We start from the raw sequence: 14637 nt of genomic DNA on the forward strand, positions 1-14637 counted from the left end.
ATAACTTGTTAAAAATCAAATTATTATCCTTTTTACGCCTTATTACAAATTATTTACTGCCTATTACAAAAATTATTAAAATAGCGATTTTATAACGTCGTTAATTTCCAAAGTCAATATCACTTTTCTCCATTTTACGGTCTTTTTTCTTGAAAGTTGCGTTGGCTTTTCCAATAGGAAGTTGCAAGGTCAATTTATAAAAACGTACTTCACGACGATTCATACTTGCTTGATAAACATTATCTTCCTCAAACGTACTGATTTGTTTACGAGAATTAAAAACATCATTTACACTAAAGACAATGCTGGCTCGGTTGTTCATAAATGGTTTTCTGACCGCAAAATCCGCCGCTTGAATGGGTAATCTAAATCCTTGTAAACTTGGCGTTTTACTATCCCGATTTACGTTGATTTGGGCAGAAATGTTACCCGGAAAACGATACGACAAATTCAATTTTGCTCGATATACCCACATTTCACTTTGAATGGTTGTGGTTTGAATAATAAAGTTAAAAACATTCACATTAGCCGTGGCAGAAAATGCTCCAGCGGTATATTTGAACGTATTATCCATCCCATACTGGATATCCGCCTTAGCATTAATGAATGACGTAACCAATATGGTAGGGTCGGTGGCAGAAGGTTGCGTAAAGGGCTTAATGGTATGGTCTTCGTAGATATAATACGCCGAAGCTAACCAACTTAAACGTCCAATATTTTGGCTATAATTCAATTCGGCAGTGTTGATAAATTCGGGTTGAATTTTTGGATTTCCTACGGTAATATTTTGACGGTCGTTGGACTGAATTCCCACAAAAAGCTGTCTAAACCCTGGTCTGCCCACTTTTCTACTTATACTAAATCCTAATTCTGAATCTTCGCTAAACTTTTTATTTAACGAGAAAGAAGGGAAAAATGCTTGAAACCAGCCATCGCCATTTGCCGTTGGATAATCGTACCCAAACGTTGAATTATCAAATCTTGACGTTCCGTGCAAGAAGGATTGTTCTATTCGAAGCCCCGCTTCCATCGTTATATTATGTTTTAGGCGGTGGTTATACAGAAAATAAAGGGCATTTACCGTTTCTAAAATTTCCGCATCTTGCGAATAGCTCGGCAATAATTTATACGCTTGGGTATCGTTGTTGAGCTGATTGAAAAAATACTGAATATCTCGACCAAAAGTATAACTCCGAAAGCCCATTTCAAATTTTGTGGAATCGTTAATCGGGTGAACATAATCCAACTGACCCAAATATTGTGAGCCAATCTGACGACCCGAAATGATATCTCTTTCTGGATAAAATTGTTGATTTGTGCCATCGGCATTTTGAGCAGTGGTGAGCCAATCAGCAGCGTTGGAAACATTGTTGCGAGTGAAGGAAGTTGTTAGGCTCAATTCACGTCCTTTGCGTGCAAAAGTCCGTTTCCAATCTAATTCAAGCCCTACGTTGGTGAAAGCGTTTTCGGGTTTTGTATTCCGTGAACCGTAGCTTGTGATGGCTTGTTGGGCATTTTTGTACTCGTATAGTTGATTACTAATCGTATTAAAAGCACCCCCAACAACGGTTCCTGCCACGGAAAATGTATTGAATTTATTGGGTGAATAATCCACCAATAATCGCCCATTTTGGAAAACATTATTAAGATTTGTATTGGTATTTTGATTAAAAAAACTAACGGGTGAGCCATTCAAAAAATTGGTTCGATTGACGTAACCATCCAAAGGATTTTGGGTAGCATTGACGTTGTAAAGTCCCGTAAAATTCCATTTCCCATCGTGATAATCGAGCGTTAAAGAACCGTCATATCTTGAATTATTACCAATACCAGCACTCGCCGAACCATTGAAACCGGCTTGTCTATTTTTCTTTAAAACCAAATTCACAATTCCGCCCGACGTTGAGGCATCGTAGCGAGCGGATGGGTTTGAAATTACTTCAACCGACTCAATTTGATTGGCTGGAATTTGGGCTAAAGTCAATTGGGTAGGTTTCCCGTTGATATAAATTGTCGTGGCCATGTTGCGCAAACTGGCATTTCCACTTTCATCAATGTTGATAGAAGGCACACTTCTCAACAACGATTCTGCGGTTCCACCGATGGAAGTAAGGCTTTTGGCAACGTTGAAAACTCGTTTGTCCATTCCGAAAGAAACTTGATCTTTCTCGCCTTTCACTTGTACCTCTTGCAACATTTTCGCATCGGGATTTACTTTAATAATACCCACATCAAGGCCTTTATCAGTCAATACAATTGCTTGACTAACAGACTGATACCCTACAAATGAAACTTTTAAAATAAGATTTCCTGTGGGTAAATTGCTGATACTAAACTCCCCTGATTCTGTAATATTTACGCCTCCAATAAGGGAGTCTTTTGAATTTTGGGATTTAAAAACGGTAACCGAAGCAAAAGATAAGGCCTGATTATTTGAGGCATCCATGACTTTGCCAGACACTTTTCCACCAACATTTGAAGGCGTTTGAGCGAGCGAAATATTTATCGAAATAAAAAATATTAAAAATAGATTTTTGAGCATGATCGTTTGCTTTGAAGTAAAATAAAGCAAATTTACGCCAAGATTTTGTAGGAAATTTGTACTATTTGGGGATACGCTACATTTGATTAATGTTTTCATATTATTAAATTGTTATACTTGATGATAAATGCTAAAAATTTATGCAACAAAGCAAAACAATTAAAATGGATGAAAAAATTAGAATAGATAATTAGTGAATATTTCTCGACCATCAAGTAAAAATCACCTCAAACCGAATTGTCGAATATAATAGTCGACTTATCCGAAAAATAAACTACAGTCAGCAATCCAAAAAGTTATGTAACAAGGTAATATAACTAATAAGAATGAAAAATTAGAATAGATGATTAGTTAAAATTCCTCAACCATTAAGGCAGCATCCAATTAATAAAATATTATCATTTGCCGTTCAACTTCTCGAAAGTTTTAAACTTTCGAGAAGTTCCTCCAAATCAGAATATTTCCAACTGCCAACTGTCTAATTTTACGCTTTTTTATAATGAACTTCACTCAAATTTCTCAATTGTTCAGCTGCTCTTTCGGGCGTAATATCCCGCTGTGGATTTGCCAATAATTCATAGCCAACCATAAATTTTTTGACCGTTGCTGAACGTAATAGTGGCGGATAAAAATGAATATGCCAATGCCAACTTTCCAAGTCAGTAGCTTGCGTGGGTGCTTGGTGAATTCCCGCAGAATAGGGAAAAGAGGTTTTGAAAAGATTGTCATAACGAGTAGTCAATCTGCGAGTAATATCCGCTAAATCATCTTTTTCTTTTTCATTCATTTCAGCGATGTACGCCATTGGTCGTTTAGGAATCAAAAGCGTCTCGAATGGCCAAGTTGCCCAGAAAGGAACGACTACCAAAAAGGAATCATTCTCTACGACAACTCGCTGATTTTCAGAAACTTCTAATTGCCAATAATCTTCCAAAAGTGTTTTCTGTTGTACTTCAAAATAGGCTTTTTGGTGTTGTGTTTCTTTCTGAATTTCTACGGGAATATTGCTCGATGCCCAAATTTGTCCGTGTGGATGTGGATTTGAACAGCCCATTATTTCCCCTTTATTTTCAAAAATTTGCACATAATTTATGCCTTTTTGCGTACGAAAATCTTCAAATTCGGCAATCCAAGTATCTACCACTTGGCGGATATCGGCGGTTTCCATTTCTGCCAAAGTCAAATCGTGGCGAGGCGAAAAACAAATCACTCGGCACTCCCCTTTCACGCTTTCGGCTATCAATAAATTATCTTTTTTGATTTCTCCTGCGGGAACGTCAGTTTGCAAAGCCGCAAAGTCATTTTGAAAAACGTAAGTAGCTGAATACTTAGGATTTATCTCTCCATTCATGCGTGGATTTCCCGCACATAAATAGCAAGTTGGGTCGTATTCTGGGCGAGAATCGGTAACAATATCCTCGGTTTTTCCTTGCCACGGACGTTTTGTACGATGAGGAGAAACCATTATCCAGTCGCCCGTTAATGGATTTTGTCTTATATGTGAATGTTCGTTAAAATCGAAAGTCATGTGTTTAATTGATAATGGATAATTGATAATGGACAATTGGTAATGGACAATTGATAATGAACAATTGATAATGGAAAATTGATAATGGGGAATGGACAGTGGATAATTTTTGAGATTATATTTAGTTCAAAACTATTACTAATTATCAATTGTCCATTCTCAATTATTAACTATCAATTAACGAAGTTCCATTTGCCGTTACTACGCTGTACATTTTTAACTCAATACCGGTTTTTTGTTTATAACTAACTGATAATCTGCTGTATAACTCATCAATTACATCGGATTTAATAAGGTTGATGGTGCAACCACCAAACCCTCCGCCCATCATTCTCGACCCTAAAACGGATGTTTCGTGCCAAACGGCATCGACCAAAAAGTCTAATTCTGGACAACTTACTTCGTATAAGTTCCGTAATCCTTCGTGCGTTGCCGTCATTTTTATCCCAAAATCTGCCAAATTACCCGCTTGCAAATCTTCACAAGCCGATAAAATTCGTTGATTTTCTTCAATCACATATTGACAACGATTATAAACCACCGAATTCAATTGGCTTTTGCTCGATTGCAACCAAGCCAACGGAACTTGACTAAGATTTTTGACCGATTCGTCGAAATTTTTTCTAAAGAAAGCCAAGCCTTCTTCGCACTGTTGGCGACGAAGATTATATTCAGATTCTACCAAATTATGTTTTACGCCCGTATCAAAAAGCACAATTTTATGGTCGCCTAAATTCAAGGGGAAATATTGAAATTCGAGCGTTTCGCAGTCCAAACGCATCACATTATTTTCTTTCCCGTGGATGCTGGCAAACATATCCATGATGCCACAATTTACACCAATAAACTCATTTTCAGCTTGTTGTGCTAATTTTGCCAATTGCCTTTTGTCAAGTCCAACTTGATTCATTTCATTGATAGCAAAACTCACCGCACTTTCCAAAGCTGCCGAAGATGACATGCCAGAACCAATGGGAACATCGCCCGCCATCACACAATTGAAAGGCTGAACTTTGATGCCACGTTTTTGAAATTGTTCAATAATACCCAAAATATAATTAGCCCAACGATGATTGGGCATCTCAGCAATTACCTTAAAATCCACTTCCACCTTTTCGTTCATATCAATGGAAATCCACGTGCCTTTTTCAGAATCGGAAGCATAAATGGCGAGGTAAGCTGCTTTGTCGGTGGCAGCAGGAAGTACAAAACCACCGTTATAATCCGTGTGTTCGCCAATTAGATTAACTCTTCCGGGTGAGCGAACGAGCATTGGTTCTTGGCTAAAATTTTCAATAAATACCTGTTTTACTGTGTTTGGGAGTTGATTCATGGATTATAAATTGATGGAATTTTTGACGTAAAATTAACGGATTTTTATGGTTTAGCGTCTCCAAAAATGGTAATAATAGCAAAAATTGCCATTTAGAAATAATTAAAAGACGAATGAGTATTTTTAATAACGCATTTGCTTTAATTAGTTTAATTTTAACGTTTTATAAGCGGAAATTTTCAAGTAATTTAGGCAAAATTTCGATTTTAAATATCCATAAAACCCCAACATGGCTTTACCCACAACTCCCTCCACATCCACTATTTCCACCGAGCATTCAAACTCGGACAAGAAATATTTAGTGGCTTTTATCTTAGTGACCACCTTATTTTTCCTTTGGGGATTTGCTCATAATCTGGATGGAATTTTGATTCCGCACCTCCGTAAAGCTTTGCAATTGACCAATCGACAGTCATCTTTGGTAGATGTAGCGGTATTTTTTGCCTACTTCATTATGGGAATTCCTGCGGGAATAATTCTAAAAAAATGGGGTTATAAAACGGGTATTATCGTAGGACTTTTGATATTTGCGTTGGGTGTTTTTATGTTTATTCCAGCGGCCGATTCGAGAGAATATGGTTTATTTTTAGGCGGTCTTTTTGTGCTTGGTTGTGGACTTACCATTCTGGAAACTGCCGCCAATCCGTACGCTACTATTTTGGGTAAGCCCGAAACTTCTTCTGCCCGCTTAAATCTTGCGCAATCTTTCAACGGACTTGCCACTTTTCTTGCCCCAATTGTTGGGAGTATTTTTATACTATCGGGCAAAGAATATACAAAAGACCAGTTGGCAGCCATGCCCGAAATTGATAAAATAACCTATCTTACCAACGAGGCTGCCTCCGTAAAATCGCCCTATTTCATTTTAGGAATATGCCTTCTGTTGGTTACAGTAGCGTTTTATTTCGTAAAATTTCCAGAAATCAAAGACGATGCCGACGAGAAAAAAGTATCTTTAGGTAGTTTTTTGAAGGTATTTCAATATCGCCATTTGAGTTGGGCAATCGTTGCACAATTCTTTTATGTCGGAGCACAAGTATGTGTAACGAGTTTTTTTATCCGAGTAGCGATAAAAGGCGGTGGAATTGATGAAAAAACGGCTGGTTATTATTTAGGAATTTATGGACTTTTATTCATGATTGGCAGATTTGCGGGAACTTTTTTTATGCGTTTTATGAAACCTCAAAGACTATTAGCCATCTACTCGGCAATCTGTATTATTTTGAGTATTTTCTCCATTACGTTAGAAGGAAAATTTGTAGTATATGCCTTGGGCGGATTGGGATTTTTTATGTCAATCATGTTTCCAACGATTTTCTCTTTAGGTATTAAAAATTTGGGAGCCGACACCAAATCAGGTGCATCTTTAATTGTAATGGGCATTGTTGGGGGCGCATTTTTCCCCTATCTCATGGGCTGGATTATCGACTTTTACGGCGATGATATTCAAAAAGGTTATTATGTGCCTTTCGTTTGTTTTTTCTTCGTGCTTTATTTTGGCATCAATGGTTATAAAGTAAAAGAGAAAATTAACGCTTCGCACTCCTAATAATTTTATCTATCCGTCCCTACAACTTTAACCCTCCCAAGCGTTTAAACGCTTGAGAGTTTTTTTTTAAAATGAAATAGTTCAGATTTTCAAGCTTCACACCTATACAAAACTCCAATCTCTTAACAATTTCGTAACATAACGATAACCTAATGATAATCCACTCGTAACATTCAGGTTATACTACCGAACTAATTTTGCAACATTAAAAAACCAATATGATAATGCAAAAATTTTTCAATGTAAGCTTAATTCTAATCGCTTCCATTTCATTTACGTTTGCCCAAGAGGGAACCATCAGAGGAACAATTAAAGACGCAAAAACCAAAGAAGACTTAGTTGGTGCAACGATTTTTATCGAGGCAATGGGCAAAGGCACTTCGGCTGATGTTAATGGGTTTTTCTCAATGAGTCGTATTCCAGCAGGAAATTATAAAATCAAAATCACGTTTGTCGGGTATAAATTTAAGTACATCGAAGGTTTAAAAGTGGTTGCTGATCAAGTAACAGAAATTAACACTTTTTTAGAAGAGGAAGGATCTACACTCAACGAGGTAAAGGTAATTGGTCAGAAATTAACCAATACCGAAGTCTCCGTTATTTCTGAGATCAAGGCTTCTCAGCAAATTGTGAGTGGTATTTCTTCCGCTCAAATCAGCAAAACCCTCGACCGTACCGCCGCTGAAGTAGTAAAAAGAGTGCCTGGCGTAACCATTTTTGGCGATAGATTTATCAATATTCGAGGACTGAATGAACGTTATAATACGGTAATGTTGAACAATACGTTTACCCCAAGTATGGAGTCAGATATTCGTTCTTTTTCATTCGATATTATCCCTTCTAATCAAATTGACCGCATTTTAATCTATAAATCTCCTGCGGCTGAATTGCCTGGCGAGTTTGCGGGTGGCGTGGTGAAAATCTTTACCAAGTCCATTCCAGAACAAAATAGCTTGACGGTTGATTATGGAACTTCCTTCCGTGATGGTACTACGGGCAAAGATTTCTTTTCTCCACAATCAGGCAAAAATGCTTGGACAGGTTTTAATGACGGTTTTAGTGATTTACCAAAATATTTCCCATCGACTGACGAATTGAAAAACATTGCCTTGACCAATCCTCAACGTTTGCAACAGGTGGGTCAATCCTTAAAAAATTCATGGACTCCTGTACAATCAACGGCCATTCCTGACCAACGTCTTGCCATTACGGGTGCTTTCAAAAAGGATATTGGTAATGTGAGAATCGGTAATGTAACGGCCATTAATTACTCAAATACTCGTACTAATTTCACGAAAGTTCAGAATGACTACGGTTACTCGACCATCGAAAGTACGGGCAAAGCCGATGAAATTTCGGTTTTCAATGACCAACAATATACCAACGCCATCAGAGTCGGAATTTTACATAACTGGGCGGTGAGATTGAACGATAATCACACCATTGAATTCAAGAATTTATACAATCAGTTAAGTAATCTTCAATTCATCGAGCGTAATGGTTTTGAGAACGGTGCAACGTGGAAAATTGAATCTTTCAACCAAAATTATCGTGGTATTTATACCGGTCAATTATTAGGAAGACATAATTTTAACGAAGGAAAAACCAAAGTTGATTGGGTGGCTGGATACAATCAATCATACAATCAATTGCCTGACTACAAGCGCTTTAAATACAATTCGGATGGCACTTTATTAGTACCACAAGGAGCCGTACAGACTTTCAATTTAGGTAGAACAAACATTATATTGGATGAAAAAGCCATCACGGGAGGTGTGAACATAGTTCAAAAATTACTATTGAAAAAAGGAACTACTGAAGATAAAAATCAAGAGTTAGAATTGAAAGCGGGCGTTTATTACGAAAAGAAAGATCGTACTTTCAACGCCCGAAATTTAGGATATGTTCAGTCAAGTAGTTCACAATTCAACGTGGGTGCGTTACCGATTGACCAGATTTTTTCAGCCCAAAATATCAATACTACCAACGGCGTAAAAATCGATGAACAGACCAATAAAAGTGATGCTTATACGGCTAATAATAACTTAATGGCCTTTTATGCTTCGGGCAATTATTCATTTTCGAAGAAATTCAATGTGATTGCTGGCGTCAGAATTGAGAATAACGTACAGAAATTAAATGGTTATGATAACCGTGATGGACAACCTGTCAATCCCGTGTTAGATGTAACAAGTGTTCTTCCTTCGGTGAATATGACGTATAATTTCTCGGAAAAATCTTTATTGAGATTGGCTTATGGCAAAACTTTAAACCGTCCTGAATTCCGTGAAATTGCTCCTTTTACTTTTTATGATTTTGTATTGAACAGAACGGTAACGGGAAATCCTGGCTTGAAAAATGCCAATGTTAGTAATTTCGATTTGCGTTATGAATTCTACCCAACGCCTTCGGAAATTGTGAGTATTGCGGCTTTTTACAAGGATTTCACCACGCCAATCGAGGTAGTTTTCACGAGTTCTTCCAATCCTGTAGTTTCGTTTGCCAATGCGCAATCTGCGTATAGTGCGGGGGTTGAATTGGAAGTTCGTAAATCGTTGGAAGCCATATCGAATTACTCATTATTGAAAAATATGAGCCTATTGTTTAATGCTACTTTAATTTATAGCCGAGTAAAGCTCAGTCCAGATATTGCAGCCACTCAGTCAGATAATCGCCCTTTACAAGGACAATCGCCTTACGTGATTAATACAGGGTTGAACTACAATAATCAAAAATCAAAACTTCAAGTCAACCTTTTGTATAACGTAATTGGGAAGCGTATTTATGCCGTAGGAAACAATTTTGGCGCATTATATCCAGATTGGTACGAAATGCCACGTAATGTAGTAGATATAACTTTCTCGAAAGCAATTACTAAAAACGTAATCATAAAAGGCGGTATCACGGATATTTTAAATCAAAAAGCATTGATTTTACAAGACGGAAATCAAGATAAAAGTTACGATGCGGATAAAGACCAAACCATTCAATCCTACAGACCTGGTAGTGTTTATTCATTAGGTATTGTGTACACATTTCAAAGAAAATAAATAAAAATTATTAAAACCGTAATCTAAATTTAAAATGAAAGCTACCAAAGCAATCGCATTATTACTTTCAATGACATTGATGTTCAATGCTTGTAAGAAAGACGACGTAATCCAACCAGCTCCAACCGTAGTAACTTCTGGAACATTGGCAGGAACTGCAGGAACGAAAGTACAAATCGCTGCTACAATCAATGCACCTGGCGGTATCAAACAGGTAAATGTGTTGAAAAATGGTGCGCCATTTGATGCCATTACTGGCACGGGACAAACAACGTTGACATATTCAAAAGAATACGTAATTGAAAATTTAGCAACGGGTTCGGTGGTTAATTTTACGATTCAAGTAGTTGATAATAGTAATCAAACTTCAACTTTAACTACGATTCCAGTAACGATTTCAGCCGTTCCACCAAAAACCATCGTAACGATTCCAGCGGGAAGTCTTGCGGCAGGTAATATTACTTGGACAGCCGATAAAATCTACAAATTAGTAGGTTTTGTGCGTGTAGGTGAAGAAGCGGTGAAAGGAACAATTACCAAAAAAACAATCTTGACGATTGAAGCAGGTACATTAATCATTGGTAATAGAGCTTCAAAAGGTACTTTGATTGTACAAAGAGGAAGTCAAATTATTGCCAACGGAACGGCAACAAACCCAATCGTGATGACTTCAGAAAGAGCCATTGGGGAGCGTGAAGCAGGAGACTGGGGCGGTTTAGTAATTTGTGGACAAGCACCCAACAACTTGGCAGAAACTGACCGTGAATTAGAAGGTGGATACGGAGCGTTCCACGGAGGAACAGATGTAGCCGATAATTCGGGTTCATACAAATACGTACGTGTTGAGTTTGCTGGTATTCCAATTAATCCAAACCAAGAAGTAAATTCATTTACATTTGGTTCAGTGGGTTCGGCAACCGTAGTTGATTATCTTCAAGCATCTTTTGGTTTGGATGACTCTTTTGAATGGTTCGGTGGAAATGTAAACTGTAAGCATTTAATTGCTTACAAAGGTTTGGATGATGATTTTGATACGGACAATGGATTCTCTGGATACGTTCAATACGGAATCGGTATTCGTGGAACAACGCAAGCGGATCAATCTGGTTCAAATGGTTTTGAGTGTGATAATAACGCTCAAGGGTCGGCATTGACTCCTTTTACTTCGGCTATTTTCGCAAATATGTCAATTATTGGAGCGAAAGGTGCCAGAGAAACTGCCATCAGCACGCAATTTCAACACGGAGCGCAATTAAGAAGAAATAACAAGCAGAAGATTTATAATACTTTCATCACGGGTTATCCTTGGGGAATTTATGTGGATAGTCAGTTAGGTTCAGCTAATGCAAACGCTGATAAAGGTGATATTGATTTACAGAATGTTGTTTTAGCAGGTGTTGATGCTTGGGGTGATAACTTCTGGGGAACTGGCGGTACCATTTCTTATACCCCAAGAGGAACGCCAGTGCGTGATAATGAAGCCAATACTGCTGCTACGGCCATTTTGATTGGTACGAAAAAGCCAACGGATTGGTTCAAAGGTTTGAATGGAAATAAGATTTTGAATAATCGTAAAACGTCTGGATTGAATGACAATATCTGGGCAACTGGAAGACCAACGTTCATTTTGACTGCCGCAGCAACGGATATGTTGAACGCAGCTTTACCTTCAACGTTACCAACATTCTTTGACAAAACAGATTATGTAGGAGCTTTCAAAGATACAGACTGGACAACGGGTTGGTCAGAATTTAGTCCACAAACGATTGTTTATGTGAAATAAATCAGGTTTTAGGGATTAGGTATAAGGCTTTAGTATTCGAGAATTTTCAAACTAAAACCTTATACCTAAAACCAATACCCTTTAAAATTACCAATATGAAAAATTTAGTGCTTGGATTACTCTTTCCCATTTTCCTCTTTTCTTGTCAGTCAAAAAAACAACAAGTTGATAGTTATTTTTCTAAAAATCAACAAGATAGCCTATTAACAAACATTGTTACCTACTTATATATTCCTGCACCACAAGCAACCAACAAAACAAAATTTGAGCCTCAATTTAGAGGTTTCTATACCAAAAGTCTTTCATCGTTTAACCTCCAAAACTATTATCAAGCCGAAGATGGATGGAATTATTTTTTCTTGATTCGTCCCGTGGGCGGCAGTCCAACATTGAGAAGAGGAGTTTTGGGTAAGTTTAAATTAAAAGAAAATTCATTAATGCCCACTGATTTTGAAGAAGTAGCAAACACACCTCATTTAGCCGAAGAAATTGTGAAAGAGCGAGGGCAATATTTATTCCAAGAACTCATTAAAAATGGCAATTTAGACAAACAAATTTCCATGAAACAATATATAGAATGGCCCGATGAACATTTGGCTTACGACAAAAAACAACACGAATGGATTACAATAAAACCGTATTAGATGATTGTCTCCTTGTTTCGGCAGGGAGAAAGTCCAAACGGATTTTCATATTGGTGTAATAAAGCAAAAGCTGAGACTTGTGGTCTTGGCTTTTCTGTGTTTTACTATTTCAAATTAACACAATCAACATGAAAAAAATATCCTGTTTCTTTTTATTGACTTTTTCTTTTGCCTGTACAAATTCAAAACAGGATGTTACGCCACAATGCAAGGCTGAAACAACTTTAAAAATCACTTACCAAGAGGATGTTGAAGCAATTATTGATAAAAACTGCAATAGTTGCCATAGCAATAAAAGCCATTCTGGCGGTGTAAAATTGGAAGATTTGAGTGACCTTCAATTTTGGGCAAATAGTGGCGAACTCTATGACCAAATCATTCCGTTTGGCGGAAATCCACCACGAATGCCCAAAGGAATGCCTTTAACGGATTGCGAAGTGCTGACCATCAAAAAATGGATTGATGGTGGTTTAAACTAAGTTTATTAACTCGTAAAAAATGTAGAACGTTTGATAACTTCCACATTCCAACTTCTTTACGGTTCATTATTTCCAATCTGGTTTGTCCTAAATCGCTCCTGATAAATTTCCAAGAACTGTTCCAATTGCCAAGAAGTAATAACTAATCTTGCAATCGAAATCTCTTGAATTCGTCCGTTATTGGTAAAAACGAAGGTTTCAGAATATTCATTTTCTTTAATATCTGGACGAATCTGCAAGCCATGTACCATTGCCCACGAAACAAAAGGTTGTCCACAAATCTGAATACCATCATTCCCAATAATTAATTTAGGTTGTGCTTTGGAAGTTTCCAAATACCTAAAAACCAAAAAAATAGACAAGCCAAGAAACAAAAATCCTAATAAATATTCCGACCAAATCAAGAAAAAAATCATGTATAAAGCCGTTCCCAAACCACCTAACAAGGGTAAAAAATGGTTGGTTGGGCGACTATAAATAATAGTATAATCAGAAACTTCTTCCATATCGTTAATTACGCAAAGTGCGCAAAATGCCAAGGTTCTTAATTAAAAATAGAGAGTAGCACAATGAAAACTTTGCACCTCTGCGAATTTGCATGAAAATTAATCTTTCATCTCAAAGAAACGATTTGGGTAATCAGTTATTAATCCATCAACGCCTAAGGCTATTATTTCCTTCATATTCACCACTTCATTTACCGTCCACGGCACTACTTTTATGCCTTTATCATGGCACATGTCCACCCTTCTTTTTATCAAATGTTTGTAATACGGACTAAAAATATCGGGATTAAACCCCAACTTTTCCAAACTTGGGTCAACCATTTCATCTTCCACCAATGCCGACAATCTCACCTTTTTATACATACCATTTTCAAACTGTAAGTGCCAGTATTTTAGCACATTAAAATCAAAACTTTGCAAAATCACTCTTTCAGGAGATACTTGTCTAATGATTTCTTGATAGACCAAATCCGAGAATTCTTTTACCGTTTTTGGTTGTGAAATACCGTACTCTTTCTCTTCTGATTTTACCTCAATATTATACTGAACTTTTGGCAGATTATTGAGTTTGATATACTTCTCGCAAGCCTTCAACATATCACGCAAAAGAGGTTTGAATGTAGCCAATTTTTGTTGTTCTGGAAAGAGAATATTTCCTCTACTTCCTGAATCATATTTCTTGATTTCGCTGTAAGGCATTGTATATAAATTCAATACCTTTTCATCGGCCTTCGTCACGGGCGAACCATCGGGTTTTGAGCAGAAAAGTGCATTCATGTACGGTTCGTGCGAGACTACCACTTGACCATCTTTTGAAATACAAACATCTAATTCTAAAGTAATTATCCCCAAATCAAGCGCTTTTTTGAAGGCGGGAATCGTATTTTCTGGCATCAATCCACGGCAGCCTCGATGTCCTTCAATATCAAACTTTTGGGCTAATAATGATGATGTTGTCATAAGTAAAATAGCAGAAAAAAAGATTGTTTTCATCGTTCAAAATTAAGACGGCATAAAGCTGCCATGTAAGTATAATAAATTAGACCACGGATAATAAGGATTCTACGGATTGACACTGAGACGATTTCTATGGTAAAAACAAGGAAAAAGTATTAAAAAAGTACAAATTACTTTTCAAAAACTATTGGTTGTGATATAGTTTTCGACATAACATTCTTTTCGTTTAACGCAAGCAAAAATACGATGAACAAGTTTATTACAAA

10 protein-coding genes are annotated in these 14637 nt (G+C 37.1%); 5 read left to right on the forward strand and 5 right to left on the reverse strand.

From position 1 onward, the window contains the following. Positions 1–100 precede the first annotated feature (100 nt). The 3 genes from AC1W31_RS02690 to galK form a co-directional block, all read right to left on the reverse strand. Entirely contained in the window at positions 101–2641 is a 2541-nt protein-coding gene (locus AC1W31_RS02690; protein WP_481732855.1) for a TonB-dependent receptor, read from the reverse strand. Positions 2642–3026: 385 nt separating this feature from the next. Beyond that, positions 3027–4070, reverse strand: a complete 1044-nt coding sequence (locus AC1W31_RS02695) for a UDP-glucose--hexose-1-phosphate uridylyltransferase (protein WP_481732856.1) — start codon at positions 4068–4070, stop codon at positions 3027–3029. Between the two features lie 166 nt (positions 4071–4236). Next, on the reverse strand, positions 4237–5403 hold the full coding sequence (gene galK / locus AC1W31_RS02700; protein WP_481732857.1) for a galactokinase: 1167 nt from the start codon (positions 5401–5403) through the stop codon (positions 4237–4239). Positions 5404–5632: 229 nt separating this feature from the next. Between galK and fucP the strand changes: the two genes are divergently transcribed. The 5 genes from fucP (at position 5633) to AC1W31_RS02725 (ending at position 12908) form a co-directional block, all read left to right on the forward strand. Continuing rightward, a complete protein-coding gene (fucP, locus tag AC1W31_RS02705; protein ID WP_481732858.1) occupies positions 5633–6952 on the forward strand; it encodes an L-fucose:H+ symporter permease in 1320 nt (439 codons plus the stop codon). Between the two features lie 224 nt (positions 6953–7176). Continuing rightward, complete coding sequence (locus AC1W31_RS02710) at positions 7177–10002, forward strand: TonB-dependent receptor (protein WP_481732859.1); 2826 nt, start codon at positions 7177–7179, stop codon at positions 10000–10002. Between the two features lie 34 nt (positions 10003–10036). Beyond that, positions 10037–11785: an Ig-like domain repeat protein gene (locus AC1W31_RS02715; protein ID WP_481732860.1), complete on the forward strand. Its 1749-nt coding sequence runs from the start codon at positions 10037–10039 to the stop codon at positions 11783–11785. A 95-nt stretch (positions 11786–11880) separates the two neighbouring features. Continuing rightward, positions 11881–12429 (forward strand): hypothetical protein, encoded by a 549-nt coding sequence (locus AC1W31_RS02720; protein ID WP_481732861.1) that lies wholly within the window; start codon positions 11881–11883, stop codon positions 12427–12429. A 128-nt stretch (positions 12430–12557) separates the two neighbouring features. Then, positions 12558–12908 (forward strand): hypothetical protein, encoded by a 351-nt coding sequence (locus AC1W31_RS02725; RefSeq protein WP_481732862.1) that lies wholly within the window; start codon positions 12558–12560, stop codon positions 12906–12908. 56 nt (positions 12909–12964) lie between these two features. On the opposite strand, the gene AC1W31_RS02730 is transcribed toward AC1W31_RS02725, so the two are convergent. Both AC1W31_RS02730 and AC1W31_RS02735 read right to left on the reverse strand, forming a co-directional pair. Then, a complete protein-coding gene (locus AC1W31_RS02730) occupies positions 12965–13447 on the reverse strand; it encodes a hypothetical protein (protein WP_481732863.1) in 483 nt (160 codons plus the stop codon). A 66-nt stretch (positions 13448–13513) separates the two neighbouring features. Continuing rightward, positions 13514–14407, reverse strand: coding sequence for a glycerophosphodiester phosphodiesterase family protein (locus AC1W31_RS02735; RefSeq protein ID WP_481732864.1), 894 nt, complete (start codon positions 14405–14407; stop codon positions 13514–13516). Positions 14408–14637 lie beyond the last annotated feature (230 nt).

This window comes from Arcicella sp., assembly GCF_964672035.1.

Coding starts and splice junctions, on each gene's coding strand:
- AC1W31_RS02725 (WP_481732862.1), top strand. CDS start 12,558: ATGAAAAAAATATCCTGTTTCTTTTTATTGACTTTTTCTTTTGCCTGT.
- fucP (WP_481732858.1), top strand. CDS start 5,633: ATGGCTTTACCCACAACTCCCTCCACATCCACTATTTCCACCGAGCAT.
- AC1W31_RS02715 (WP_481732860.1), top strand. CDS start 10,037: ATGAAAGCTACCAAAGCAATCGCATTATTACTTTCAATGACATTGATG.
- AC1W31_RS02695 (WP_481732856.1), bottom strand. CDS start 4,070: ATGACTTTCGATTTTAACGAACATTCACATATAAGACAAAATCCATTA.
- AC1W31_RS02690 (WP_481732855.1), bottom strand. CDS start 2,641: ATGAAAACATTAATCAAATGTAGCGTATCCCCAAATAGTACAAATTTC.
- AC1W31_RS02710 (WP_481732859.1), top strand. CDS start 7,177: ATGCAAAAATTTTTCAATGTAAGCTTAATTCTAATCGCTTCCATTTCA.
- AC1W31_RS02720 (WP_481732861.1), top strand. CDS start 11,881: ATGAAAAATTTAGTGCTTGGATTACTCTTTCCCATTTTCCTCTTTTCT.
- galK (WP_481732857.1), bottom strand. CDS start 5,403: ATGAATCAACTCCCAAACACAGTAAAACAGGTATTTATTGAAAATTTT.
- AC1W31_RS02735 (WP_481732864.1), bottom strand. CDS start 14,407: ATGAAAACAATCTTTTTTTCTGCTATTTTACTTATGACAACATCATCA.